The 26817-nt window shown below is 38.5% G+C and carries 29 protein-coding genes; 17 read left to right on the top strand and 12 right to left on the bottom strand.

The features are described from left to right. Window positions 1-10: 10 nt before the first annotated feature. Entirely contained in the window at window positions 11-1285 is a 1275-nt protein-coding gene (gene glyA / locus RM553_RS13745; RefSeq protein WP_311535516.1) for a serine hydroxymethyltransferase, read from the bottom strand. A gap of 109 nt (window positions 1286-1394) precedes the next feature. On the opposite strand from glyA, the gene fahA reads away from it, so the two are divergent. After that, on the top strand, window positions 1395-2684 hold the full coding sequence (gene fahA, locus RM553_RS13740) for a fumarylacetoacetase (RefSeq protein WP_311535515.1): 1290 nt from the start codon (window positions 1395-1397) through the stop codon (window positions 2682-2684). Between the two features lie 57 nt (window positions 2685-2741). Here fahA and RM553_RS13735 read toward each other — a convergent pair whose 3' ends face one another. Both RM553_RS13735 and ytxJ read right to left on the bottom strand, forming a co-directional pair. After that, the gene (locus RM553_RS13735) at window positions 2742-2954 is read right to left on the bottom strand and encodes a hypothetical protein (RefSeq protein WP_311535514.1); all 213 of its coding nucleotides are present in this window, start codon (window positions 2952-2954) and stop codon (window positions 2742-2744) included. Between the two features lie 96 nt (window positions 2955-3050). Then, window positions 3051-3446, bottom strand: a complete 396-nt coding sequence (ytxJ, locus tag RM553_RS13730; protein ID WP_311535513.1) for a bacillithiol system redox-active protein YtxJ — start codon at window positions 3444-3446, stop codon at window positions 3051-3053. Window positions 3447-3624: 178 nt separating this feature from the next. Here ytxJ and clpB point away from each other — a divergent pair, with 178 nt between their 5' ends. Further along, entirely contained in the window at window positions 3625-6243 is a 2619-nt protein-coding gene (gene clpB, locus RM553_RS13725; RefSeq protein ID WP_311535512.1) for an ATP-dependent chaperone ClpB, read from the top strand. A 58-nt stretch (window positions 6244-6301) separates the two neighbouring features. Here the strand turns inward: clpB and RM553_RS13720 are convergent, their stop codons facing one another. The 3 genes from RM553_RS13720 to RM553_RS13710 form a co-directional block, all read right to left on the bottom strand. Further along, window positions 6302-6817, bottom strand: a complete 516-nt coding sequence (locus RM553_RS13720; protein ID WP_311535511.1) for a PRC-barrel domain-containing protein — start codon at window positions 6815-6817, stop codon at window positions 6302-6304. A 7-nt stretch (window positions 6818-6824) separates the two neighbouring features. After that, window positions 6825-7421 carry a hypothetical protein gene (locus tag RM553_RS13715; protein WP_311535510.1) on the bottom strand — a complete coding sequence of 199 codons (597 nt, stop codon included), beginning with the start codon at window positions 7419-7421 and terminating at the stop codon, window positions 6825-6827. 91 nt (window positions 7422-7512) lie between these two features. Further along, on the bottom strand, window positions 7513-7698 hold the full coding sequence (locus RM553_RS13710) for a CsbD family protein (RefSeq protein WP_311535509.1): 186 nt from the start codon (window positions 7696-7698) through the stop codon (window positions 7513-7515). Between the two features lie 112 nt (window positions 7699-7810). Here RM553_RS13710 and RM553_RS13705 point away from each other — a divergent pair, with 112 nt between their 5' ends. Further along, on the top strand, window positions 7811-8905 hold the full coding sequence (locus RM553_RS13705; protein WP_311535508.1) for an esterase-like activity of phytase family protein: 1095 nt from the start codon (window positions 7811-7813) through the stop codon (window positions 8903-8905). 68 nt (window positions 8906-8973) lie between these two features. After that, window positions 8974-9519: a SixA phosphatase family protein gene (locus tag RM553_RS13700; protein ID WP_311535507.1), complete on the top strand. Its 546-nt coding sequence runs from the start codon at window positions 8974-8976 to the stop codon at window positions 9517-9519. Between the two features lie 7 nt (window positions 9520-9526). On the opposite strand, the gene RM553_RS13695 is transcribed toward RM553_RS13700, so the two are convergent. Beyond that, window positions 9527-10279 carry a DUF6503 family protein gene (locus RM553_RS13695; RefSeq protein ID WP_311535506.1) on the bottom strand — a complete coding sequence of 251 codons (753 nt, stop codon included), beginning with the start codon at window positions 10277-10279 and terminating at the stop codon, window positions 9527-9529. A gap of 143 nt (window positions 10280-10422) precedes the next feature. On the opposite strand from RM553_RS13695, the gene smpB reads away from it, so the two are divergent. Next, a complete protein-coding gene (smpB, locus tag RM553_RS13690; protein WP_311535505.1) occupies window positions 10423-10887 on the top strand; it encodes an SsrA-binding protein SmpB in 465 nt (154 codons plus the stop codon). 129 nt (window positions 10888-11016) lie between these two features. On the opposite strand, the gene RM553_RS13685 is transcribed toward smpB, so the two are convergent. From RM553_RS13685 to ruvX, 4 genes are read right to left on the bottom strand one after another with little or no spacing between them, the layout of a single operon-like run. Beyond that, the gene (locus tag RM553_RS13685) at window positions 11017-11442 is read right to left on the bottom strand and encodes a DUF5606 family protein (RefSeq protein WP_311535504.1); all 426 of its coding nucleotides are present in this window, start codon (window positions 11440-11442) and stop codon (window positions 11017-11019) included. Between the two features lie 55 nt (window positions 11443-11497). After that, window positions 11498-12088, bottom strand: coding sequence for a peptide deformylase (gene def, locus RM553_RS13680; RefSeq protein WP_311535503.1), 591 nt, complete (start codon window positions 12086-12088; stop codon window positions 11498-11500). A 46-nt stretch (window positions 12089-12134) separates the two neighbouring features. After that, window positions 12135-12491 (bottom strand): four helix bundle protein, encoded by a 357-nt coding sequence (locus RM553_RS13675; RefSeq protein ID WP_311535502.1) that lies wholly within the window; start codon window positions 12489-12491, stop codon window positions 12135-12137. Window positions 12492-12534: 43 nt separating this feature from the next. Continuing rightward, window positions 12535-12942 carry a Holliday junction resolvase RuvX gene (gene ruvX / locus RM553_RS13670; RefSeq protein ID WP_311535501.1) on the bottom strand — a complete coding sequence of 136 codons (408 nt, stop codon included), beginning with the start codon at window positions 12940-12942 and terminating at the stop codon, window positions 12535-12537. An 88-nt stretch (window positions 12943-13030) separates the two neighbouring features. On the opposite strand from ruvX, the gene RM553_RS13665 reads away from it, so the two are divergent. The 6 genes from RM553_RS13665 to murB all read left to right on the top strand — a co-directional run bounded on the left by RM553_RS13665 (window position 13031) and on the right by murB (window position 19519). Next, a complete protein-coding gene (locus RM553_RS13665; protein WP_311535500.1) occupies window positions 13031-13846 on the top strand; it encodes a 2,3,4,5-tetrahydropyridine-2,6-dicarboxylate N-succinyltransferase in 816 nt (271 codons plus the stop codon). Window positions 13847-13936: 90 nt separating this feature from the next. Continuing rightward, the gene (locus RM553_RS13660) at window positions 13937-15004 is read left to right on the top strand and encodes a glycosyltransferase family 9 protein (protein WP_311535499.1); all 1068 of its coding nucleotides are present in this window, start codon (window positions 13937-13939) and stop codon (window positions 15002-15004) included. Beyond that, complete coding sequence (locus tag RM553_RS13655) at window positions 15001-16059, top strand: CDP-glycerol glycerophosphotransferase family protein (RefSeq protein WP_311535498.1); 1059 nt, start codon at window positions 15001-15003, stop codon at window positions 16057-16059. The genes RM553_RS13660 and RM553_RS13655 overlap by 4 nt, the downstream gene beginning before the upstream one ends. Before the next feature lie 160 nt (window positions 16060-16219). After that, window positions 16220-17212: a Stealth CR1 domain-containing protein gene (locus RM553_RS13650; RefSeq protein WP_311535497.1), complete on the top strand. Its 993-nt coding sequence runs from the start codon at window positions 16220-16222 to the stop codon at window positions 17210-17212. Between the two features lie 143 nt (window positions 17213-17355). Further along, on the top strand, window positions 17356-18642 hold the full coding sequence (locus RM553_RS13645) for a UDP-N-acetylglucosamine 1-carboxyvinyltransferase (RefSeq protein WP_311535496.1): 1287 nt from the start codon (window positions 17356-17358) through the stop codon (window positions 18640-18642). A gap of 16 nt (window positions 18643-18658) precedes the next feature. After that, window positions 18659-19519 carry a UDP-N-acetylmuramate dehydrogenase gene (murB, locus tag RM553_RS13640; RefSeq protein WP_311535495.1) on the top strand — a complete coding sequence of 287 codons (861 nt, stop codon included), beginning with the start codon at window positions 18659-18661 and terminating at the stop codon, window positions 19517-19519. A 143-nt stretch (window positions 19520-19662) separates the two neighbouring features. Here murB and RM553_RS13635 read toward each other — a convergent pair whose 3' ends face one another. Next, window positions 19663-20409 (bottom strand): lipopolysaccharide kinase InaA family protein, encoded by a 747-nt coding sequence (locus RM553_RS13635; protein ID WP_311535494.1) that lies wholly within the window; start codon window positions 20407-20409, stop codon window positions 19663-19665. A 315-nt stretch (window positions 20410-20724) separates the two neighbouring features. On the opposite strand from RM553_RS13635, the gene RM553_RS13630 reads away from it, so the two are divergent. From RM553_RS13630 to RM553_RS13605, 6 genes are all read left to right on the top strand, one after another. After that, window positions 20725-21840, top strand: a complete 1116-nt coding sequence (locus RM553_RS13630; protein WP_311535493.1) for a glycosyltransferase family 4 protein — start codon at window positions 20725-20727, stop codon at window positions 21838-21840. Beyond that, entirely contained in the window at window positions 21824-22396 is a 573-nt protein-coding gene (locus RM553_RS13625) for an L-threonylcarbamoyladenylate synthase (protein ID WP_311535492.1), read from the top strand. The genes RM553_RS13630 and RM553_RS13625 overlap by 17 nt, the downstream gene beginning before the upstream one ends. 119 nt (window positions 22397-22515) lie before the next feature. Beyond that, on the top strand, window positions 22516-23949 hold the full coding sequence (locus RM553_RS13620) for a CCA tRNA nucleotidyltransferase (protein ID WP_311535491.1): 1434 nt from the start codon (window positions 22516-22518) through the stop codon (window positions 23947-23949). Window positions 23950-23965: 16 nt separating this feature from the next. Further along, window positions 23966-24991, top strand: coding sequence for a COX15/CtaA family protein (locus tag RM553_RS13615; protein ID WP_311535572.1), 1026 nt, complete (start codon window positions 23966-23968; stop codon window positions 24989-24991). A gap of 24 nt (window positions 24992-25015) precedes the next feature. Beyond that, window positions 25016-25516 carry an IS1096 element passenger TnpR family protein gene (locus RM553_RS13610; protein WP_311535490.1) on the top strand — a complete coding sequence of 167 codons (501 nt, stop codon included), beginning with the start codon at window positions 25016-25018 and terminating at the stop codon, window positions 25514-25516. A gap of 199 nt (window positions 25517-25715) precedes the next feature. After that, on the top strand, window positions 25716-26774 hold the full coding sequence (locus RM553_RS13605; RefSeq protein WP_311535489.1) for a nucleoid-associated protein: 1059 nt from the start codon (window positions 25716-25718) through the stop codon (window positions 26772-26774). The last annotated feature ends 43 nt before the right edge of the window (window positions 26775-26817 follow it).

The following is a 26817-nucleotide window of genomic DNA, read 5'->3' as shown; positions in this document are numbered from 1 at the left end:
AACTGAAAACTTAAGCTTTAAAAAGTGGCCTTCCGTGCATTAAAGAATTCACTTCTGTTTTTACTTTACCTAATTCTGCCGCATCGTCTATATTAGAAATAACTTTATCGATAAGTTCTACAATCTTAGGCATATCTTCTTCGGTCAATCCGCGGGTGGTAACCGCTGCGGTACCAATCCTGATTCCGGAAGTTACGAACGGCGACTTATCATCAAAAGGCACCATATTTTTATTTACCGTAATATCTGCTTTTACCAGGGCTTCTTCAGCTTCCTTCCCGCTCACATTTTTGTTACGAAGGTCTATCAGCATCATGTGGTTATCTGTTCCGCCGGAAATTACCTGGTAATCTTTGGCAACAAAAGCTTCGGCTAATTTCGCAGCATTTTTCTTCACCCTTACTGCGTAATGAAGAAATTCATCGGTAAGCGCCTCTCCAAAAGCCACGGCTTTTGCAGCAATAATATGTTCTAATGGCCCGCCCTGGTTTCCCGGGAATATACCGCTGTTAAGCATTGCCGACATTTTCTTGAGCTTTCCATTCTTCAGCTTTTCCCCAAAAGGATTATCGAAATCTTCACCCATTAATATAATACCGCCCCTGGGCCCGCGAAGGGTTTTATGAGTGGTGGAAGTCACAATGTGGCAATGCGGGATTGGATCGCTTAGAAGTCCTTTGGCAATTAGGCCGGCAGGATGCGCAATATCGGCAAACAAAATGGCACCAACACTATCGGCTATTTCACGGAACCTCTTATAATTTATTTCCCTGGAATATGCCGAAGCACCTGCAATAATCATTTTAGGCTTTTCTTTTTCAGCAATTTCAGAAACTTTATCGTAGTCAATAAGACCAGTCTCTTTATCTACTCCATAAAAAACCGGATTGTAAAGCCTTCCGGAGAAATTTACAGGAGAACCATGGGTTAAATGCCCGCCATGCGAAAGGTCAAAACCAAGAAATTTATCGCCGGGCTTCATGCAGGTTGCAAATACCGCGGTATTGGCCTGGGAGCCGGAATGTGGCTGCACATTGGCATATTCGGCATTAAAAAGTTCCTTTAGGCGGTCTATGGCAAGCTGCTCTACTTTATCTACCACTTCACACCCGCCATAATATCTTTTGCCGGGATAACCTTCTGCATATTTATTGGTAAGTACAGATCCTGCCGCTTCCAGCACCTGCTCACTAACAAAATTTTCACTGGCAATAAGCTCTAAACCATTTAATTGACGTTCTTTTTCCTGTTGTACTAGATTAAAAAGTTCTGTGTCTCGTTGCATTTCTATTTTTTACGTTAAATATTCATCAAAAATAACAAATACATTCGGTTAATTAGTGGAAAATAATATATTTGAATACCTTAGATTTTAACAAAAAACCAAAAAATATATGTCAATTACCGCTAACGATCCGGGGCGAAAAACCTGGCTTGATATTCCTGAGGACACCGATTTTCCTATACAGAATATCCCTTTTGGCGTTTTCCTTACAAGGGATGATATTATTACTATCGGGACCAGAATAGGAGATTACGCCATAGACCTGGGCGCGCTGCACCAATTAGGATATTTTGAGGGTATTCCCCTTACCGATGATATATTTTTACAGGACACGCTAAACGATTTTATCTCTGATGGTAAAAAAACCTGGAGATTGGTTAGAAATCGTATTGCGGATATTTTTGATGAAAAAAATTCAGAATTAAAAGAAAATAAAGACCACCGCTCCACGGTACTCTTTACTTTAGATGAAATAGAAATGCAGATGCCTGTTCAGGTGGGGGATTATACCGATTTTTACTCCAGCAAAGAACATGCTACCAACGTGGGAACAATGTTTCGTGATCCCGAAAATGCCCTTTTACCAAACTGGCTTCATATTCCTGTTGGCTATCATGGGAGGAGTTCTTCTATTATTCCCAGTGAGATCCCTGTTCACCGTCCGAAAGGTCAAACAATGCCAGCCGATGCAGATAAGCCGGTTTTCGGCCCCTCACAAAGAGTAGATTTTGAACTGGAAATGGCTTTTATCACCACAGATGCAAATCCCTTAGGAGAACCCATCCCGGTAGATGAAGCTGAAGATTATATTTTTGGAATGGTTGTTTTTAATGACTGGAGCGCACGTGATATTCAGAAGTGGGAATATGTGCCCCTTGGCCCGTTCCTGGCAAAGAACTTTGCCTCCTCTATTTCCCCATGGATTGTAACTATGGATGCGCTGGAACCATTTAGGACTGAAAGCCCGAAACCTGAAAAAGAACTATTGCCATATCTTCAATATAAAGGAAAGAAAAGTTTTGACATCAACCTTGAAGTTGCTTTGGAACCGGAAGGCAGCGAAGAAACTACCATTTCAAAATCAAATTTCAAGTATCTTTACTGGAATATGAGTCAGCAACTGGCCCACCATACTGTAAATGGCTGCCCTGTAAATTCGGGGGACATGATGGCTTCCGGCACCATTTCAGGCCCCGATAAGGATTCTTATGGTTCTATGCTGGAGCTTACCTGGAGTGGAAAAGAACCAATTAAATTAAAAGACGGGAGCGAAAGAAAATTTATTGAAGATAATGATACCGTTATCATGCGTGGATACTGCCAAAGTAAAGGCCGCAGAATAGGTTTTGGCGAAGTACGCACTAAATTGCTACCCGTTTTTGAACATAAAAAGAAATAGTTGATCCAGCTAAAATTTATTTAGAAAAAAAGCTGCCATTTGGCAGCTTTCCTATTTCTATCTATTATCCTCTTCCCTCTTTAGATCCTGAAAATCCACATCGCTTTCCCTTTCTGATTTAACTTTATCAGATTCGGCTTTGCGTTTTATTTCCTGATCTTCTTTTTTCTGGGTCGCATCCTGAAATTCTTTCCTCGGCCGGTCTTTATCGGCATTTTTTATAACTTCCCATCTCTTTTCAAGTTCCTTAATATCAATTTCCTTGTCCATGTTTTTCATTTAGTTTACATGAAAATACAAATCATCAGATATTAAAGCCTTTAGATTAATATTATTTAACAATAAATATTAAAGCTATGAAAATATTTAATTGATAGTTTCCAAAGTCTCTGCCTTGATATCCTGGTGAGAAGAATGGTGCACTACCTCTTTATTGTTTAATATGATTAATTGCGGACTTTCATGGCGCACCTGGAATCGGGAAGCAATTTCATTGGAAACATCGCGATGACTTAGTAAATCCAGAAAATACAGCTTCACCCTACGGTAATCATCTTTATAATCAGATTCAAATTGCTTCAGTACCATTCGGCTTATCCCACACCTGGTGGAATGCTTAAGGATAGCCACCGGGTGTTCTTCAGATTCCTTTTCTATTTCATTTAGTTGTTCTAAAGATGTTAATTCGTTCCATGGAACACGTTTTACTTCTTCCTTCGCAACATCCCTTTCGCTCTTAAACACTTTATTAAATAATCCCATAGTTTCTCTTTTTCGTAAAATTAATTCTTAATAACTTTAATAGCGCATTTCGGGATGATTTTTTAATAAACTTAACAATAACGCCATTTTGACAGCTTAATACAAGAGTTCTTGCGTCAAAATGTCGCTTATCCTGAAAGGTACATAAATTGCTATTTCTGAAGAAAAACAGAAAAAGATGAACTTTAATAACTTTACAATAAAATCACAAGAGGCTATCCAGCAAGCTCAGCAGCTTGCTCAGGAAATGGGCCATCAGCAAATTGAAAACGAGCATATTTTTAAAGCTATCACTGTGGTAGATGAAAATGTAGCTCCCTTTTTGCTGAAAAAACTGAATATTAACGTTAGCCTTTTTAACCAGATTCTGGATAACACCCTCCAAAGCTTTCCAAAAGTAAGCGGTGGGGATATTATGCTATCCAGGGAAGCGGGCAAAACGGTAAATGAAGCGTTAAGCATCGCTAAAAAGATGAACGACGAATATGTTTCTGTTGAACATCTTGTTTTGGCCATTTTTAAATCTTCCAGTAAAGTTGCACAAATTTTAAAAGACCAGGGTGCAACTGAAAAAGGCTTGAAGGCAGCTATTGAAGAACTGCGAAAAGGGGATCGGGTAACTTCCCAAAGCGCAGAAGAGACTTACAATTCTCTCGACAAATATGCCAATAACCTCAACAAAATGGCAGAAGAAGGAAAACTGGACCCTGTTATAGGGCGGGACGAAGAGATAAGAAGGATTCTGCAAATCCTGTCCAGAAGGACCAAAAATAACCCAATGCTGGTTGGAGAACCGGGAACCGGTAAAACCGCCATCGCAGAAGGACTTGCACATCGGATTGTAGATGGAGATGTTCCGGATAATCTTAAAGACAAGAAAATTTATTCCCTTGATATGGGAGCACTTATTGCCGGCGCTAAATTCAAAGGAGAATTTGAGGAACGCCTTAAAGCGGTGATAAAAGAGGTAACCGGCAGTGATGGTAATATCGTTTTGTTTATAGACGAAATCCACACCCTTGTTGGTGCGGGAGGCGGCCAGGGAGCTATGGATGCGGCAAATATCCTTAAACCTGCGCTTGCCAGAGGTGAACTTCGAGCCATTGGCGCAACTACATTAGATGAGTATCAAAAATATTTTGAAAAAGATAAAGCTCTTGAGCGCCGGTTCCAAAAAGTTACCGTGGAGGAGCCTGATGTGGAAAGCGCCATCTCCATTCTTCGGGGAATAAAAGAGAAATATGAAACCCATCACAAAGTAAGAATTAAAGATGAGGCTATTATTGCGGCCGTAGAGCTCTCCCAACGCTACATCACCAACAGGTTTTTGCCAGATAAAGCAATAGACCTTATGGATGAGGCAGCATCAAAATTAAGGATGGAAATCAACTCCAAACCGGAAGAACTTGATGTACTGGACAGGAGGATCATGCAGCTGGAAATAGAGATTGAGGCGATAAAGCGTGAAAAAGATGAAACCAAATTAAAAACCTTACGGTCAGATTTGGCAAATTTGAAGGAAGAGCGAAATGAATTAAACGCCCAGTGGAAAAACGAGAAAGAACTGGTAGATAATATCCAGAACACCAAATCTGACATTGAAAACTTCAGGCTCGAAGCTGAAAGGGCTGAAAGGGAAGGTGATTACGGAAAAGTAGCTGAAATACGCTATGGAAAGATTAAGGAAGCCCAGCAAAAACTGGAAAAACTCCAGCAACAGGTAGCGGAAAGGCAGGATGGAAAATCCCTGATCCAGGAAGAAGTCACCAATGATGATATTGCTGAAGTCGTGGCGAAATGGACGGGAATTCCTGTTACTAAAATGCTTCAAAGCGAACGGGAAAAACTATTAAAACTGGAAGACGAACTTCATAAAAGGGTTGTGGGGCAGGAAGAAGCCATACAGGCGGTGAGCGATGCGGTAAGAAGAAGCCGCGCCGGTCTGCAGGATCAAAACAGGCCAATTGGCTCTTTCCTTTTTCTTGGTACAACCGGTGTTGGTAAAACTGAACTGGCCAAAGCTTTAGCCGAATATTTATTTGATGATGAATCGGCTATGACCAGAATAGACATGAGCGAATATCAGGAAAGACACTCCGTAAGCAGATTGGTAGGTGCGCCCCCGGGATACGTTGGCTATGATGAAGGTGGCCAGCTCACAGAAGCTGTTCGGAGAAAACCATATTCTGTAGTATTGCTTGATGAGATTGAAAAAGCCCATCCCGATACCTTTAACATCTTGTTACAGGTACTGGATGAAGGAAGGCTTACAGATAACAAAGGCCGTTTAGCTGATTTCAAGAATACAATTATCATTATGACCTCCAATATGGGCAGCCATATTATTCAGGAAAAATTTGAAGCGGTTGCTGATCCGGACACGGCCATGGAAGCTGCAAAAACTGAAGTTTTAGGCTTATTGAAACAAAGCGTAAGGCCGGAATTTATTAACCGGATAGATGATATCGTGATGTTTACTCCGCTTACCCAAAAAGATATCCGCAAAATTGTGGACTTCCAGTTGCGGGGCGTGAAGAAGATGCTGGCAAAACAGAATATTGTCCTGGATGCCACAGATGAAGCAATTAAATATCTCGCCAAACGCGGTTTTGACCCACAATTTGGGGCACGGCCGGTAAAACGGGTGGTACAGCGGGAAGTTTTGAACAAACTTTCCAAAGAGATCCTTGCGGGAAAAGTGCATACCGATAGCATTATTTTACTTGATGAATTTAATGATAACCTGGTCTTCCGAAATCAGGAACATTTGGCAGAAACAAACCAGGCTAATTTATAATCAAAAAGCCGGCTGAAAAATTTCAGCCGGCTTTTTTTGTTTTGAAGGTTATTAGAACCTAGGAGTTGCGGTAATTACCCCTGTCATATTCCCTGCGGTCGTACAGAGTTTCGTCTTCAGGATATTCCACTTCCTCATCACGATTGTAGGAATCCAAAACCATTATTTCATAACCGCGGTCCACTGTTCTTCCACGTTCCATACGCTTGGTTTCCGCAAAAGTGCGATGGTCAATTTCATTGGTACGGACGATCTTTTTATCTTCATCCAGGCTCACCAATCCTATTGGTACTATCAAGTGGTTTTCCCCTTCTTTGTTTATAAATTCATGTACTCCACTCTCCGCTTTTCCAGAGTATGGATCATGATTGGCTTCTATTATTGAAGAGTCCACTTCAACATCAAGATAAACCACTCTTTCGGCTTGTTTATTTACCAAAAGGTTATCCACCTTTCCTATTACACGGTCTTCCCTATCGTGGATTTTCCAGCCACGTACATCGGGGTCATGGCTTTTTACTTTGTAATCTGAAAGTTCATCTAAATAAAATAAATGCTTTTTACCATTTTTCATAATGTCCTTATTTCATTGAGGTTAATAATTGTTCTGCTTTATCAAAGAACCCTTTAACGGCTTCTTTCTGATTAAGCGTTTCCTGCTCCGGCTGTATTTGGCCTAAAGCAGTTTCCACTTCGGAATATTCTTCCTGAAGATCAGGAAACTCTTTGGTTTGTAGGGTATGCAACGCCCTCACAATAATTTCACCCGAACTCTTGATTTTATCGGCATGGGTTAACTCGGAAGCATCTTCAGTGATATCCTGTGCTTTAGACCTGGCTTCAGAAATATCTGCATCCACATTCACATTAACACTGTCTGCAGTAGCCTCCACGGCTGAGATGAGTTTCAAAAGCGCACCATTCGTGTACTCATGATCCATTCCCATATCCGGATTATCAATATAGTTGCTATATTCTGCAACAGCCGCCATATTGCCCATATTTGTGCTTTCTTCAGGCTCTTCTTCTATTACCTGCTCGGTGGTTACTTCTTCTATTTCTTCTGGCTCGTCATCATCTGCGAATACCAGAAAATAGAGGATTGCCGCAATAATTAATACTGCAAGCAAAATCCATGGCCATACTGGCTTCTTTTTTTCAATTTCAATTTCTGCCATAATTCATTGTTTTTAAAGGTTGGTAATTATTTAATTTTAAGGCCAAAAAAAAGCTGCCATAAATAGCAGCTTTGTTTATATGAAAGTTAAATCACAATCTGTCGATTTCCTTTTTCAATTCCTCTTTACTTTTGCCGGTTTTTTCCTGTAGTCTTCCCAGCATTTCGTCAAATTTTCCTTCGGAATAAGTAGTGTCGTCATCGGTAATATCGCCATATTGTTGTTTAAATTTACCTCTAACCTGTTTCCACTTTCCTTCTAACTCATCGTTGTTCATAATCTATATTTATTGGTTAACATGATTAAAGGTACCTATATAATACACCGATCTCTCTCAAGAAAATGCCATATTTCTCTTAAGGATTTGTTATTTTTACCATTAAAATTCTATGAAAAAGATTTTTCCCATTGTTGCCCTTCTTCTCTTATGCAGCTGCGCGACCACCAATAAAATCAAAAACGATATTGCTGAATTAAACTATCTTGATGATTTTGTGTTACCTGGAAATCTAGAAGTCGACAACACCAAAGTTGGAGGCCTTTCGGGAATAGATTATTCTGAAGGAAAATATTACCTCATCTGCGACCAGCCTTCTACTCCCAGGTATTACATAGCTGATATAAAACTGAAGGAAAATTCTATTGATACAGTTACCATAAATAAGGTGGTGAAATTAGATCAGTCTGCAGAATTGAAGAATGTTTATCTGGACCCTGAATCGATCCGGCATTTACCTCAAGAAGATGCGGTGCTTATAAGCAGCGAAGGACAAATTGACAAGGGCAAAGACCCTGGTATTTTCAAGATTTCTGAAGATGGAAAATTCCTTGAAACTTATCCCCTTCCCGATTATTTTTTGGCTTCAGGGGAGCAAAAACCACGAAATAATGGAGTTTTTGAAGGCCTTAGCCTGAGTTATGATGGCAGCGGATACTGGACATCCACAGAGCTTCCGCTGGAAAAGGACGGACCAAAACCCAAACTATTCCCCACAAAATCTCCCGTAAGGATTACTTTATTCAATTCCGAAGAAAATAAAGCCATAAAACAATTTGCCTATAAACTGGACGGCATTTCTAAAATTCCATTTCTCTATTTTGCGGTGAACGGGGTAACGGAAATCCTGGAATATAAAAACGACAAATTCCTGGTGCTGGAACGGGCGTATTCTTCGGGCCATGGCAGCAATGGCAATACGGTAAAGATTTTTGCCGCAAACGCTGCCAATGCCACAAATACTTTAAAAATTCCTCAACTTAGAACTGCCGATTACCGTTTTACGGAAAAAGAATTGCTCTTTGATTTTAAAACGATAAAAGATAAGCTGGAAGAAGGGATTATTGACAATATTGAAGGGATGGCCTTTGGCCCTAAACTGGCAAACGGAAATCAATCGCTTATTTTAATATCGGATAACAATTTTAACAGCATAGGCACACAAATCTCACAAATTATTCTCCTGGAATTAAAATTTCTTCAATAAAATTCCTAACTCTGTAACAAGTAATTGATTCCGCAGACATATGGAATGTTATCTGAAATTAATGAGCCATGAAAAATTTCTTTATTCTTAGTTTGCTGTTCCTTGCTAATTTTATGAATATAAATACTTCAGCCGAAGGAAATATCGCAGTTAAAAAGGCGCTCTCACAAACTTATGAAGGCACTACCTATTTTCTTATCCGCCATGCTGAAAAAGACCGCAGCAATCCTGCCGATAATAATCCGTCGTTAAATGAAGAAGGAAAAGCAAGGGCGCAAAAATGGGCTGAAGTTTTAGCAGATGTCCCTTTAGATGCAATTTACAGTACAGATTTTTCCCGTACCAGGGAAACTGCAAAGGAAGTGGCAAAAAGCAAAAATCTAGACATTAACACATACGATCACCATAATCTGTACGATGAGGATTTTCAGAATAGAACTAAAGGAAAAAAGGTCCTGGTAGTGGGACACAGCAACACCACTCCCCAATTCGTCAACGCCATTTTACAGCAAAGAAAGTACGAGGATTTACCCGATGATGAAAATGGCGCTTTGTTTATTGTAAATATTGACCCCCAGGGAAACCCAACTTCCCAAATGCTTTACATTAATTAAATAGAGGTTATTCGGTAAGTTCTACTTCAATATCTTCAGTACGGATATGTGAAACAAGTGTAAGCTCCCCTGCCGTAAAAAGGCTATCCAATTTTTGTAATTTCACGCCCGGATCTTTGTATTTAAAATTTTCATAATCTACAAAGCGGATGCCGTTGATCACTCTGGGATTAACAGCCTTCCTAAACCTTACTCCGCCACCGTTTACCTTATAATTATAGGCGAGGTAGTCTACAGTATAAGTATCGTCATTAATCCAGTAGAGATATTCATCTTCATGGTCTGTCCCGCCACCGGCATTATCAAAAGTCACTTTTATCTCATAATAACCTTCATTATCTATAGTATCGCGGCCAACCAGCTTTTTATTGGCTGCAGGAGCATTGAGGCCAAACGGGAGCTGCAAAAAATAGTGTACGGAATTTACGCTGTTGCTCACAGCATTGATCAGGGAATCGGCTACTTTAACCGCCGTATCATTCCTAAATCTTTTTAGACCGGTATTGGAAAGTACGTCCCGAGTTTCTGTTCCCATAGAATCCACAACTGTACGTTCCAGGCTAAACTCTCCGCCGTGATTTCGGGTACTTCTATAAGTTTTATTCCTGAAAGTAAAGTCAATCCTGGCACGTTCATAATTCTCCCCGCCAGCAATTTCTATAGCTTTATCTACAATTTTCTGCGCCTCCGGATCTTCTGAAGTATTATTGCAACTGCACAGAATTGCCAAAATTGATATTAGGAAAATAAAATTCTTCATAAGCCAGTAAAATATGCTGCAAAGATAAGTTTTTAAAGAAACTTGTCGGGAATTGATTTTCTGATCAGCTCCTGGAAGTATAGCCAAATTTTAAATAAACATTATACACTTTTCTTAATAAAGCTTCCTATTTTTGTAGGTCTATGAAGAATTCGAATACCATCAACATAAAAAACCGCAAAGCGAAGTTTGAATATGAGTTTCTCGATAAGTATGTGGCTGGAATAAAACTGGCCGGTACCGAGATAAAAGCTATTCGACAGGGAAAAGCTTCTATTGCCGAAAGTTTTTGCGAATTCCAGAATCACGAACTTTTTGTGATTAATATGCATGTTGAAGAGTATTCGCACGCCACTCATTTTAACCATAATCCCAAGAGCGAAAGAAAGCTTCTTTTACAGCGGCGGGAATTGCGAAAGCTGGAAAAAGAAGTAAAGAATTCCGGGTTAACCATTATTCCACTGAGATTGTTCATAAATGACCGTGGACTGGCAAAACTACAAATCACGCTGGCAAAGGGTAAAAAAATCTATGACAAGCGGGAAACAATTAAAAACCGGGAGAGCAAAAGGAAGCTGGACAGGATCAAGAAAAAATTCAACTCCTGACGATTAACTGTTTTATAATTTTTTGAAGAAAAGTATTACCGAAAGAAGAAAAGAAAGAGCCGGGCAAAAGCTTTGAATTCATTCGCGGAAATTCAAATTTAGGCCCGGCCGGTGAAATATTTCAAAAGGCTATTCTTCTTCGTCTTTGCCTTTCTCTTCTTTGCTCTTTTTAGAAAAATCGGTCATCCCGTTTTTAACAAGCAGGTTATACCACTGGATAATTTTCTTTATGTCGCTCGCATAAACCCTGTCCACATCATAATCTGGCAAAACTTCAGCAAAATAACGCTCCAATTCTGCTTTTGAAGATTTGTGGTCTATGGCCTCTCCCCCATCTTCCTTTTCCTTTATCTTATTGAGAACCTCTCCTAGCGGCACCTCCTCGGTATAGGTATAAATGGCAATCTCACTAAGCACGCTCACATTGTGGCGCAGGTTTACAGAAATTTTCTTTCCGTCCACGATAGAAGTGGCAATAAATCCGCCCCGGGTTTGCGCATTCATCTCATATAATCCCGGCTTTCCCGAAATTGCTAATATTTTTTCTAAGCCCATAGTTTATTTAATTTGGCTGGCAAATATCTCATCCCTGCCTTAATTATCAAAATGATTATCTGCCTTTTTTCATCTCCGGAAAGCGCATCTTATAATCGATCTTAATTTTTCCTTTGGAGATTTGGCTCAATTTGCTTTTTATGATCCTCTTTTTAAGGCTGGAAAGCTTATCTGTGAACAAAATTCCTTCAATATGGTCATATTCATGCTGAATAACCCTCGCCGCTAAACCTGTGTATTCTTCTTTGTAGGTGTTGAATTCAGCATCCTGGTATTCAATCACTATATCAGGTTTTCTGAAGACGTCTTCTCTTATTTCGGGAATGCTCAGGCAACCCTCGTTAAAAGCCCATTCTTCCCCTTCTTCTTCAATTATTTTAGGGTTGATGAAGACCCTGCGAAGGTTCTTTAATTGTTCCTTTTCAGCTTCATCCAGCTCTTCATCTTCTGCAAAAGGCGCGGGGTCTATAACAAACATCCTTAAAGGCAGTCCCACCTGTGGCGCGGCCAGGCCAACTCCATAGGCATTGTACATGGTGTCCCACATGCTGTTCACAAGTTCATCCAGTTTTGGGTAATCTTCAGGAATGTCCTTTGCTTTTTTCCTTAAAACAGGATCTCCATAAGCTACAATAGGTAAAATCATCTTCTAATGTTTATTGTTAAAGGTCTATTATAATAACCTTCTATACTTATCTGTTATTTGTTTTCTCTGCTGTTCGGCGGGAAGAAACGAAAATAGCAGTTAATTCTCGTCCTTCCTGTAATGTTGATTCAAATTCCATGCCTGTTGCCAAACCTTCTTCTTTAAGAAATTCCATCCAGAAAACACATTCATCAGCCTCTTCTACAACAATGCTTAACTTTGAAATAAAAGCTTTTTTACTCTGGGCCAGGCTTGCAGCTCTGTAATTTGCCGCTACTGAAGTTGAGGATCTTATCAACTGGTGCTTAATATGCCTTCCCAAAGCAGATTCAGGCAGGGATACAGCAATTTTTACACACAAATGGGCAAAATCTTTTGAACGTAGTTTTAGATCTTTCTGCATTAACAATTAATTTCCCTACTAAACCTTAGGCCTTTATCATTAATCATTTATAAAGATAGCTTTGTAAAATAATCGTAGCGCTTATCTCGTCTACCAGGGCTTTATCTCGCCTTTTTTTCTTCTTCATTCCACTATCTATCATACTCTGAAATGCCATTTTTGAAGTAAAACGCTCATCTACCCTCTTCAACTCCATCTGCGGAAATTTTTCAGCGAATTGCTGCAAAAATTTCTGAATTAAAACTTCACTCTCTGAAGCTGAATAATTCATTTGCTTTGGTTCTCCCACCAAAACTAATTCTACATTTTCCTGCTGAAAATATTTTTCCAGAAAAGGCAGCAATTCTTTAGTAGGCACAGTAGTAAGGCCAGATGCGATAATCTGCATCTCATCTGTAACCGCAACTCCCGTTCGCTTTACACCATAATCCAAAGCTAAAATTCTAGGCATATTAGAAATTTCTGCAAAGGTAAGGTTTATATCCCTATGCCCCTAAAAATTGGACATAAGCTGTTATATTTGCTAAAAAATTTTCAGAATGGACCAATTAGAAGCTAAAATAACAGAAGCCTGGGAAAACCGGGACTTACTAAAAAATAAAGAAACTACCGATGCTATCCGGGAGGTAATAGAACTGCTGGACCAGGGAAAACTTAGAACAGCCCAGCCTACTGCCGATGGCTGGCAGGTAAATGAATGGGTGAAAAAAGCCGTGGTACTATATTTTCCCATTCAGAAGATGGAAACTTTGGAAGCAGGAATTTTTGAATATCACGATAAAATGCCCCTGAAAAAAGGTTATAAAGAAAAAGGAATCCGGGTGGTACCAAATGCTGTGGCGCGTCATGGCGCTTATATCTCCAGCGGCGTGATCATGATGCCCAGCTATGTGAATATTGGTGCTTACGTAGATGAAGGCACTATGGTAGATACCTGGGCCACCGTGGGTAGTTGTGCCCAGATTGGCAAAAATGTGCATTTAAGCGGCGGCGTTGGAATTGGTGGTGTTTTGGAACCTTTGCAGGCCGCACCGGTTATTATTGAAGATAATGCTTTTCTTGGCTCAAGAAGTATCGTGGTTGAAGGCATAAGGGTTGAGAAGGAAGCTGTGCTTGGAGCCAACGTGGTGCTTACCGGCTCTACTAAGATTATTGACGTAACGGGAGATGAGCCTAAACAATTTAAAGGTTATGTTCCGGCAAGATCTGTGGTTATTCCGGGAAGCTACACTAAAAAATTTCCGGCGGGAGAGTACCAGGTGCCCTGCGCTTTAATTATTGGAAAAAGGAAGGAAAGCACCAATAAGAAAACCTCTCTTAATGAAGCATTAAGAGAATATGATGTTGCGGTATAAGAGCCCCCTCTAACTCCCCCTAAGGGGGAGAATAAACAACAGCTACTAAAATAATTAAAAGGTTCCTCCTTTCGAGGAATTTAGGAAGGGATGAAATTACTCGTAATACAGCAGAAAATGATTGGGGATGTGCTTACATCCTCAATCCTCTTTGAAGCCCTTCGAAAAAAGTTTCCTGAGGCAGAGCTGCATTATCTTATTCAGCCCCATACCCTTCCGGTTGTTCAAAACAATCCCTTTATTGATAAATTTATTCTCTACAACCCCAAACTCAATAAAAACCCGGTAAAATTCCTTCAATTTGTAAATCGCATCAGGCAGGAAAATTATACAGATGTTATAGATGTATATTCCAAAATAAGCACGGGGATCATTTCATTATTTTCAGGAGCAATTTCCAGGCTGAGTTATCAGAAAAATTATACCAGCCATTTCTACACACAAACATTTCAGCATATAAAAAATCCGGCGACCTGTGCGGGCCTTGCCATAGAAAACCGGATGCAGTTTCTGCAGGCGCTTCATAAGGATTTTCCTATGCACGCCCGCCCAAAAATATACCTGAACCAATTTCAGAAAGAAAAAGCTGCTAATCATCTTGAAGAAGGCGGGATTTGCCATAAAAATTCTCTTATCATGTGCGGAATTGTGGGAAGCTCCGGGAACAAAAGTTATCCTCCTGCTTATATGGCCAAAATACTGGATACAGTGGTAAAACAGGTAAAGGATGGTCAGATTTTGCTCAATTATTCTCCGTCACAGGAAAAAGAAGCCTTAGCCATTTATGATCTTTGTTCTGCGGGAACCAGATCAAAGATTTTTTTAAAGCTTTATGCCAGTGAACTCAAAGATTTTATCGCGAATTGTGCCAACTGTGATATTTTTATAGGAAATGAAGGTGGAGCGGCAAACATTGCCAAAGCACTTACAATTCCTACTTTCTCCATACATTCTCCTTCTATAAAAAAGAATTACTGGGGAATCTACTGTAATGATAAGGATAAAGTTTCTGTTCATCTGGAAGATTACAAACCGGAACTTTTTCAGAATAAAAAAGAAAAGGAAATCAGGGCTAAAAACCGCAAATTTTATAAATTATTCAAGCCGGAACTAATAGAACCAAAGCTGGAATCTTTTCTTAAAAATCTTGATCTATGAATTACCGCTTCCTTATCTACATTAGTTATTCCTATGCTTTTCCTATAGGAGAACCCCTGGAAGAGGAAATTCTCAGGAGAGGTTATGAAGTAAAATGGTTTGCCGATGAGGAGGAAACAAGGAGGAAATTTAGTAATGAGAAAGAAGTGGTGCCGGACATTCGGGAAGCCATTAGGTACCAGCCACATATTGTTTTAAGTATTACAGACAGCATTGCCGATTTTATTCCTGGAATTAAAGTTCAGATTTTTCATGGTTTCTTGGCTAACAAACATAGTTTCAAAAAAGGTCATTTCAGAATTAGAGGATTTTTTGACTTGTACTGCACTCAAGGACCTTCTACCACAGAACCATTCAAGAAGTTACAGAAGAAACACAAACATTTTGAGGTTATAGAAACAGGTTGGTCTAAAGTAGATCCTTTATTCCCAATAGAGAAAAATTCTACAGAAAAACCTGTAATTTTGATCTCTTCGACCTTCTCCCCTAAATATAGCCTGACATATGTAGAAGAGGTCATAAATGAAATAAAAAGATTATCTAAAAAAGGAAAATGGGAATTCAAGGTCGTTTTACATCCAAAATTGGCTAAGGATAAGATAGAAATTTTCAAGTCTATTCAAAATGAAAATCTTACTTATTATGACACCACAGATATAATACCGCTCTTTAAACAGGCAGATATTATGTTTTCTGATACAACTTCTGCAATCACCGAGTTTATACTTCAGAAAAAACCTGTAGTAACTTTTAAAAATAATAAGCCAGGAGAGCACCTTATTAATATTACTAAAGTTGTCGAAATTGAAGATGCCATTTCCAAAGCTTTAAACAGTCCGCAACCTCTTATGGAAGCAATTCAGGATTATATTGATGTTACTCACCCTTATTACGATGGTAATTCAAGCCAACGTGTGATTAATAGTTGTATCGATTTTTTAAATAGCGATAGATCCCATCTGAAAAAGAAACCTCTTAATTTAATTAGGAAATTCAAGGTTAGAAGAAAACTTGGTTTTTATCGCTCAAAACATAATGGAAACCTCCTACAATAAAACATTGAAAACTAATTTTGCAATTTTCAGCATTGAAATGGAGAAGTTATTTTAACTTGTTAGATTTTACAGACTTTTTGTGCCATTCAAAATCTGAAAATTAGACTTAGTATAGAAAAAATTAATTCTTATTCCAGGAAGCTATTTAAACTCTTATCGAATGACAGAACCTGTAGAAAATATTCAAGTTGATGCCGTTATAACCTGGGTCAACGGAAACGACAAAAACTGGCAGGGAAAAATCAATGCTTATTCTGAAAAGAAAATAAATTTCTCTTCTGAAAATCACCTTAAACGATATAATTCCATTGGGGAAATTGACATTGCGATTAAGTCTATAATTAAGTTTGCTCCATTTATTAGGAATATTTTCTTAGTTACCGATAATCAGTCGCCTGACTCCTTCGATTCTCTAAAATCCTTAGCTCAGGAAAAAAGTATAAACTTAGAACTGGTTGATCATAAAGTTATCTTTCACGGATATGAAGAATATTTACCCACCTTCAACTCGTCCTCTATTATCTCTATGTTATTTAGAATACCCAACTTATCTGAGCACTTTATCATTTTAAATGATGATTTTTTTATCATGAAAGAAGTATCGGTAAATGATTTCTTTATTAATGGAGAACCCATTATAAGAGGTAAATGGCAACATTTTAATGAAAATAGAACATTAAGAAAATTCTACCGTGAAATTTTGACTTTTTTAAACATTCCTATAAAAAACGGCAAAATCAGTTTTAAGGAGCGTCAACAAAATAGCGCGAAATTAGCCCAAATGGATAAATATGTCAGGCGTTTTCACACTCCGGTTAGTGTAAGAAAATCGACCCTAATGAACTTCTTTAAAAAGGATCCTACTTTACTTAGAAATAACATAAAACACAGGTTTAGAAATAAAAATCAATTTCTTATATCTTCATTATCTGAGCATTTAGAAATAAAAAACGGCACTTATCGTCACCAGAAGTCTTCACAATTAACATACTTTCGATCGTACAAAAATTTATGGTTGACTAAGTTAAAGTTGGAGCGGTTTAAAAAAGACGAGAATAAACTGTTCATCACATTTCAAAGTTTGGATATGGCAAATGATAAAATCCTGGACTACATATTATCTTGGATAGAATCAAGATTAAGTAAAAATTAAGATGTTACTGATCATAAAGTAAAAAAACAGCTTTTATACCTGTAAAAATTAGAATATTTTAATAAACTCTAGATTTTTTAAGCTGTTAGAGTAACTAGAAAAGCATTAATAATTCTTTAATTTCTAAAATTTTTAAATTCTAAATGGAAAATCTCACTGCAATAATAAAAGGAAAACAAGTGCCCCAGGGAAAAATTAAGGTGAGTGGTGCAAAGAACTCCGCTACCCGGTTATTAGCTGCATCCCTTATTGCGGATGAGGAGGTGAGACTAGAAAATTTTCCTACTGAACTTGTGGATGCAAACCACAAATTCGATTTTATAAGAGCATGTGGTGGACGGGTAGAGGTAAACAGGAAAGAGGAAACTGTTCTTGTTGACCCTACTCTTTTGGAAGACAAACTACTCAATGATTATAACTATCCAATTCGAACCACTTATCTATTGGTACCCGGATTGTTAAAAAAATCGAGTAATGCAAAAATACCATATCCTGGAGGTTGCAAGATTGGTGATAGGGGCTATGATCTTCATATTATGGTTTGGGAACGATTGGGTGCAAAAGTTGTCGAAAAACAGGACTACATTGAAGTTAGTGCCAAAATGGGTTTAAAAGCAGGTGAAATTGATTTTCCTATCACAACTATAGGTGGGACTGAAAGTGCACTGATTTGTTCTTCAATAGCTGAAGGAACAACAATAATCAAAAATGCCTATATATCGCCAGAGGTAGAAGACCTTATCAAATTTCTGAGAACTCTTGGAGTAAAGATTAAAGTAATCGGGAATAGCTTTATAGAGGTTACGGGAAAAGATTATTTGCAAGGTTCCATATTTCAGGTAATGCCCGATAGAATTGAAGCCCTTACCTGGATTGTGTACGGAGTGTTGTCCAAAGGAGATATCACTATAGAAGATGTTCCATTTAATACAATGGAGATACCACTTCGGCACCTCAAGGAAGCAGGAATTGATTTTTATAAAAATAGCCGGAATATACATATTTCACCCAATTGTTTAGTAAACGGAGCTATACAACCATTTGAATTAGCCACAGGAACTCATCCTGGTATTATATCTGATATGCAGCCATTTTATGTCCTTTTAGGATTACATGCAGATGGAATTAGTAGAATATTTGATTACCGGTATCCGAAAAGATTAAAATACTGTGAAGAACTAATAAAAATGTATCCAGACAAGGTTGATTGGGAAACAGGTAAGATTACTACTAAGGGCAGCAAAAATACCGTCCCAGTCAGTGCAACGGTGGTTTCTACAGATTTAAGAGGAAGCATGGCCTTGGTGTTAGGAGCTTTACTCGCCGAAGGTGAATCCACCATCAACAAGGTTGAAATGGCTCTTAGAGGTTATAACAATCTTCAGGAAAAATTGCAAAAATTAGGGGTGGAAATAAATATTGAAGGTTAATTGTAAAGAACAATCAATGATAATCACTAATGATCAGGAACTCAAGCTTTATAACAGTTATAGAGTAGCATCACGATGTAGAAGAGCATTCTTCCCCGAAACTGAAAAAGATTTTGTGACGATTTACAGGAATTATGCTGATAGAAAAAAAGTTATTCTGGGAGGAGGTTTCAATGTTATTCTGTCAAAACCATTTTATGAAGAAGATTTTATTATAATAGGTCCGGCTTTTTCCAGCTCCAATATTATTGATGAAACAATTGTTGAAGCGGAAGCCGGGTTAGATATGAAATCCCTTAGCGAACTTGCAAAAGCTAATTCTCTTGTGGGTCTGGAAATATTTTATGATATACCTAGTTCTTTAGGAGGGGCTGTTGTAATGAATGCAGGAGCCAGTGGAATTGAAATAAAGGATGTACTAACAAAAGTTCGCTACTTAGATTTAAAAGATTTACAGATAAAGGAAATTTTAAATGAAGAGATTGGGTTCGAATACCGTAATAGCTTTTTTCAGCGAAACTTAGATAAAATTATCCTGAAAGTATGGTTACGTTTAAAAAACGGAGATCCTGCTAAAATCCAACAGGACATGGAGAGGATCAAAGAAAGTCGATGGGCAAAACAACCAAAAGATTTTCCAAATGCAGGTAGTGTATTTAAGAGGCCTAGGGGATATTATGTTGGAACCATGATAGAAGAACTGGGTCTTAAAGGCTTATCAATCGGTGGCGCACAAGTCTCTGAAAAACATGCAGGTTTTATTGTTAATTACAATAACGCTTCTGGACAGGATATAATAAAATTAATTAACGTTATTCAGGAAAAGGTTTGGGAAAATTATCAGGTTAAATTAGAGGTGGAACAACGAATAATTTAAGGTTTAGAATTTAGATGAGCGCAAAAAATAAGCAGCAGAGTGTAAAATTTTGAAAGAATTTCTTAAAAAATAATGAAGAGATGTATGATTCTTGACCTGAAAAAATCATTTCTCTAATTTTTTCAATCGTCAATTGAAGCAGTCTAATTCCTCTTCAATCTATTTTTAAGCCTGGTTTTTTTAACTCGCTTAGCAAAAAACACCTGATTATAATGCCACATCTGCTCAAAAACTTCCGCAGCAGGTTGGTTGATGATTTTAGCATATTCATGAGCCATAATCTCGTACACCGCCTTCTCTCTTGATAGCCGCTCAAAGTTGCGGAGTCTTTCGGTATAGCTCAATTCTTTAAAATTCATCCTATTTAGATCAACAAGATAAAACTGAAAGTTGTCATTTTTAATTTGGATCAGGGTATTTCCCGGGGAATGATCTAAAAATTCAATATTTTTTTCATGTAGCTCATGAGTAAAATGAGTAAAAGCCCGCAGAATTTCTTCATGCCCCTCCTTTTCAGTATCCAGATCTCTAAAGGTCAAATCGTAATGAAGCTGTTCACTCACATAAAAGCTCTTCAATAAAACCATTGGCGTAACTTCTTCGGCGTAGGCTACAGGAGCCGGGGTATTTATTCCTCTATTTATAAGTTCCTGAGCATAATAGAAGGATCTTTCGGCTTTTGATTTCCTGAAGAAGCGGTAGGCAATTTTGTTGACAGCATTGGGAACTTTAAAAGATTTGATGTTCAATTCCTTCTCATCAAGGGACACTGCTTTAATAATATTTCTTTTGCCTGGACCAATTTTGCGCCCTTCCTTTTCAAAGTTGTCAAGAGCCTTAAAAATTTCTTCTTTATTAGAAGAATATGCTTCATCTATGATTACTTTCATATTTTTTCCCGAAATTTTCAGCAAAGTTACCTTTTTGAGTTTGCATTAACTTTAAGCTTCAGAAATTATAGCTTTTTTTTTACCACTATAATCTTTCAAGGCTTACAATTTTCGGTGAATCTGTAAAATAAGTAAATCCAAAGCGCAAGCAAACCCGGCCAATTCAGGTTGCGGAATTAATCCTCTCATACCTTCCAAAAATGGCAGATTAAATAACTATTTTGGCACTCATTTGCCGTTCAATTCAATTACAGAAAAGATTTATTATACCTTCGCAAATATAACCATTGCTTCAACGAAAAAGAGAAAGACCTAATGAAAATCCTTCATTTATCTGCAGTTAGAAGTTGGGGCGGCGGGGAAAAACATATCGAAAACCTGTGCCTGGAAATGGCTGAGCACCATCCGGAAGCGACCAATATTGTATTGTGCAGGAAAGGTGACCTTTTTGAGCAAAGCCTGCAAAAGCAAAATATCAGGCATTGCACTTCTCCCGTTTTTACCAATTTCGACTTTCGGTACGCCTTAAAAATAATGGTGGTTTGCAGAAAGGAAGATATTGATATTATACATATTCATGATCCCAAAGCCCTTGCACTGGCCATTGCTGCAGATAAATTCACCAATCTCCCACCTTTTATTTTCAGCAAAAAAACTTCCTTTCCCATCAAAAACAGGAAAAGCACGCTATACAAATACAATTATCCTAAAATACGGCGCATCTTGTGTGTTTCAGAAGAAAGCAAAAAAGTAATGTCCGGTATTGTTGAGGAATTTAAACTGAAGCAAATATATCACGGTTTCAGGCCGCAACGGGAAAAACAGCTTCTAAAACCGGAAGTAATAAGGAAAACCTTAAAAATTCCTGAGGGGAAAAAAATTATAGGCAATATCGCTAATCATACCTGGCCGAAAAATCTTGAAACTTTCCTGAAAGTGGCGCACCACCTCATCCATAAAAATGACCGCAAAGATGTGCATTTTGTTCAAATTGGTGGTTTTGACAGGGAAACTCCGGGGCTTCAAAAAAAACTGAAAGAACTAAGGCTGGAAGAACATCTAAACTTCTATGGATTTCTACCTGACGCCTCTTCCTGTTTGCCCGCTTTTGATGTTTTAATCCTCACTTCCAAAAGTGAAGGTTTACCAAATGTGATTTATGAAGCTGCTTTTCATAAAATTCCCATTGTTTCCACAAATGTTGGCGGAATTCCCGAAATTGTGAGCCATATGGAAAATGGGCTTTTAGCCGATGCTTTTAATGCTGAAAAGCTTGCTGAACAGATCATCTTTATGTTAGAAAATAAAGAAACAGCAAAAACTTTTACTGAAGCGGCTCATAAGAACCTGCTGAAAAATTTCACCACTAAACAAATGGCCAGGGAAACCCTGCAAGAATATAAAGACGTATTAAATGAAAGACGAATTTAAAACTGAAATACAGGAAACCATCAAAGTTCTCAAACGCGGCGGCACAATACTTTACCCTACTGATACTGTTTGGGGAATTGGGTGCGATGCAACAAATCCCGATGCCATAGATAAAGTTTTTCAACTGAAAAAAAGAAGTGAATCCAAATCGCTTATTTGCCTGGTTTCCGATTTTAAAATGCTGAATGAATACATAGAAAATGTCCCTGAAGTTGCTTATGACATTCTCAAGTATGCCAGTAAACCTACCACCATTATTTACGATGATCCCATTAGAGTGGCTGAAAATCTTATCGCTGAAGATAATTCCCTTGCTATAAGGGTGACAAAGGATAAATTTTGCAAAGAATTGACCAGAAGGTTCAGGAGGCCTTTGGTTTCTACTTCGGCAAATATTAGTGGACAAAAAACCCCGGAATCCTTCTCTCAAATCAGCCCGGAAATTTTAAAAGGTGTGGACTATGTAGTAAATTTGCAGCAGTCAAAAAAATCCGCTAAACCCTCAGCAATTATTAAGTTAAGCAACGATGGTAAGGTAAAAGTGGTAAGAAAATAATTTTTTTACCACGAATTTATTTTAAGCGAAAGCAAACCTCCCAGGTCTTTAAAACCTGGGAGGTTTCTTCAAACATATATTCGTTATTCGTGTTTAAATTTTAAAAAGAATCCCAAGTAGTGAAAAATTATAAAGAAGCCTTACAACACGAAATTTTCAAGGTGATTTCCCTTGCTGCTGAAGAATTAGAAGTAGAAAGTTATGTAATTGGCGGTTTTGTTAGAGACCACCTTTTACAGCGGGGAGATCCCAAAGACATCGATGTGGTTGCTGTGGGAAGCGGCATTGAACTTGCTAAAAAAGTGTCGGAATTGCTACCTCATAAACCAAAGGTTCAGGTTTTTAAAAATTATGGCACAGCCATGCTGCGCGCCTTTAATATGGAAATTGAATTTGTGGGTGCCAGGAAAGAGAGCTATCGCGAACACAGCCGCAATCCCATTGTGGAAAATGGTTCCCTGCAAGACGACCAGAACCGGCGCGATTTTACCATTAATGCCCTTGCTCTTAGCCTGAATAAAGAAAATTTTGGTGATCTTCTCGATCCGTTTGGCGGATTTCAGGATTTGAAATCCCAAATCATCCGGACACCGCTGGACCCGGACGTTACCTATTCTGACGATCCCCTGCGCATGCTTCGCGCAATACGTTTTGCCTCCCAGCTCAATTTCAAAATTGAAAAAGAATCCCTGGACGCGATCAGGAAAAACAGGAGCCGCATCAAGATCATTTCAAAAGAACGTATTGTAGAAGAACTGAATAAAATCCTTCTTTCAGAAAAACCTTCCATAGGCTTTGCGCTGCTTCATAAAACAAAACTCTTAAAACTAATCCTGCCGGAACTTACCGCTCTTGAAGGAATAGATGAAATTGAAGGCCAGCGGCATAAAGATAACTTTTGGCATACGTTGGAAGTTGTGGATAATATTTCAGAAAATACCGATGATCTCTGGCTGCGTTGGGCTGCGCTCTTACATGACATTGGCAAAGCGCCAACAAAGAAATTCCATAAGAAAATAGGCTGGACTTTTCACGGGCATGAATTTGTAGGCGCCAAAATGGTTTTTAAACTATTTAAGCGAATGAGGTTGCCGTTAAATGACAAAATGAAATTTGTCCAAAAAATGGTATTAATGAGCTCCCGCCCTATCGCCATTGTAGATGATAATACCACAGATTCGGCAGTACGCCGCCTCGTATTTGATGCCGGTGATAATATTGAAGACCTCATGACGTTGTGTGAAGCCGATATTACCACGAAGAATCCCAGGCGTTTTAACCGCTACCACAATAACTTTAAAATTGTAAGGCAAAAAATAAAAGAAGTTGAAGAACGAGACCATATTCGCAATTTTCAGCCGCCGGTAAGTGGAGAAGAGATAATGGAAACATTCAACCTCAAACCTTCGAGGGAAGTGGGGCTTATTAAAGACGCCATTAAGGAAGCTATTCTGGAAGGAGAAATTCCCAACGAATATGATGCCGCCCGCAACTTTATGCTGAAAAGAGGCGAAAAGCTGGGATTAAAACCAGTGAGTAGTGAGCAAAATTAAAACTTCAGCTGAAAAAGTGTATCGAAAATCTGTAAAAATAGCGCTCGTCCTGGTTTATCTGGTGATCATTGCCGGGGCGGTAGTAAGAATGACGGGTTCCGGAATGGGCTGCCCGGACTGGCCAAAATGCTTCGGCTATTACATCCCTCCTACTGAAGAATCTGAACTTTTATTTCAGCCGCAAAAAGAATACAGAGAAGGGCAGGTAATTATTGTGGATGAAAGCCTGAAAATGGCTGCATCAGACTTTACTTCTTCCGCAGAATATAATCCCGAAAACTGGGAGAATTACACCAAACATGATTACGCTATTTTTAATCCAATCCATACCTGGGTAGAATATATTAACAGGTTGGCAGGCGCACTGGCAGGTTTCGCGGTACTGATAATGGCAGTTTTGTCTTTCCGGAAATGGAAGTCAAAAAAAAGAATTCCCCTTCTTTCCTGGCTTACTGTTTTTCTTATGGGCTTTCAGGCGTGGCTGGGGGCAACTGTGGTATACTCCGTTTTAGCACCGGCCAAAATCACCATTCACATGCTCATGGCTTTACTTATTGTTGCCATCCTGCTTTATCTCATCTATATTTCTTCTGAAAAAAACAGGGAACACTTCAGCAAAAACAGTTTTAAAAATCTGCTCATTTTTGCCATAATTCTCACCCTGGTGCAGGTAGCAATAGGCACACAGGTACGGCATTTTATAGATGAACAGGTAAGAAGCTTAGGATATGGCACCGAAGATTTATGGCTTCAAAATCCAAATTTCACCTTCTATTTTCATCGTTCTTTTTCATTGCTCGTCCTGCTGATTAATTTTTTACTTTGGTGGCAAAACAGGAAATTCGGTTTAAATTTTTCTAAAATTAACTGGATTGTCTTTTTGATCCTGTGCGAGATCGCCACCGGTATAGCCATGTTCAATTTCCACTTCCCTTACCTTAGTCAGCCTTTGCACCTGGTTATTGCATCGCTGTTTTTTGGAGTACAGTTCTATATGTTAATGGAATGCCTTCATGCCCCTAAAAACTACAAAAGTTCGTAACTTTGCAACCTAAAATTTACAGCTATGGTTTATAGATTTAGAGTGATTCTTGATGCAGAGGAAGACGTTTTTAGAGACATAGAGCTGCTGCAGGACAGCACCCTGGAAGACCTCCACAATACCATCGTACAATCTTTTGGTTTTGATGGTACAGAGATGGCTTCTTTTTATGCAAGTGATGAAGACTGGAACCAGGGAGAAGAATTTTCTCAGTTTGACATGGGCGGGGAAGTTCGCCTTATGAACGAAACCAGCCTGGATAGTATACTTTCTGAAGATGACACCAGATTGATCTATGTTTACGACTTCTTTAATATGTGGACTTTTTTAGTGGAATTAGCTGAAATTGCCGAACCGGAAGACACTATAGACTACCCAAACCTGATGTTTGTACACGGACAGATTCCTGCCAATGCCCCGGAAAAAGAGTTTGTTGCTGAAGAGGAAGAAGGAAGTGCCGATTTTGATGATGATTTTGACATTGACGATTACGACAACCTCTCCTTTGATGAAAACTGGAATTAGCCATAAGCCCTTTCCAGCATCTATACGCAGCTTTATAGTTTTCATCTAAAATTTTCAAAAACATTTACAATTTGTGTTTGGCAGAAAAGGAAAACCCATTTGTAAATTGAAGTTTTCAACAAATTCTCTGAACCTTTTTTTTAAATTACAGCCTTAATTTTTCACTTTTCACTTATAACTTTTAACCTTTCGACTTTTAATGATCAACCTTTTTAATGCCCAAATTGAATCGCTTTCCATTCACCGAGTAGGAAACAAGAGCAGGAATGAGGGAATATTCCTTTCTGCCAGTCCTTATAACCTGGAAGATGAAATTAAACCGCTTATCAAGGAATTTTTCCTGAAATCTTTCCGGGAAAAGGAAGAAAACTATTACCATTTTGTTCATGAAGCAGATTTGGAATTCAACGAACTCTATAATTTCGCAAACGCTGTTTTTGATAGTTCGGACCGGATCCATGAAGTTTCTAAAAAGATAACAACCTTGTTATTCGAACAATCTTCTCACCCTCACATCAAAAGCGGGGAAGTATATGTGGTTTATTTTGACAACATGCAGCTGGACAATGAGAAAATGCCTGCTATTGGTATCTTTAAATCTGAATTAAAGCATGATTTTCTTCAGTTTGAAGAAAAAGGAAGCGTGCTGGATATGATCGTACAGCAGGGAATTAACCTCAACAAACTGGACAAAGGAGCCTTGATTTTTAATAAAAACAGGGCTGAAGGTTATAAGATCCTTTCAGTGGATTCTAACCGATATGATACGAAATACTGGCTGGAGAATTTTCTGGGCGTAGATGTGCTGGCAGATGAAAACTTCAATACCAAAAATTACCTCAACTTCTGTAAGAATTTCGCTAAAGACGTGGTTTTACCTGCGGAAGATAAAAAAGAAGAAGTCATGTTTATGAACCGGAGTATGGATTACTTCGCTAAAAATGACAAGTTTGAAGAAAGCAACTTCCTGAATTCCGTAATTGATAATCCGCAGCTGGTACCGGAATTCCAGAATTATAAAGTTGAAAAAGCTCCGAAATATAAGATCGAAGATTTATCAGATTTTCCTATCGCCAACACTGCCGTAACTGCCGCCCGTAAGAAAATCAAAAATGTGATAAATTTAGACACCAATATCCAGATTAAAATGGATTTCGTTAATCCGGAATCTGCTGAAAAATTCGTGGAAAAAGGATGGGATGAAGAAAAACAGATGTATTATTACCTGGTTTATTTTAATAAGGAGGAAAAAAGCTGATTTTTAGTGAAGAGTGGGGAGTGGGGAGTGGAAAGTGGGAAGT

This window comes from Autumnicola tepida (genome assembly GCF_031846485.1).
In the GTDB taxonomy this organism is placed as follows: Bacteria; Bacteroidota; Bacteroidia; order Flavobacteriales; family Flavobacteriaceae; genus Autumnicola; species Autumnicola tepida.
This window is presented reverse-complemented; position numbering and strand designations above follow the sequence as displayed.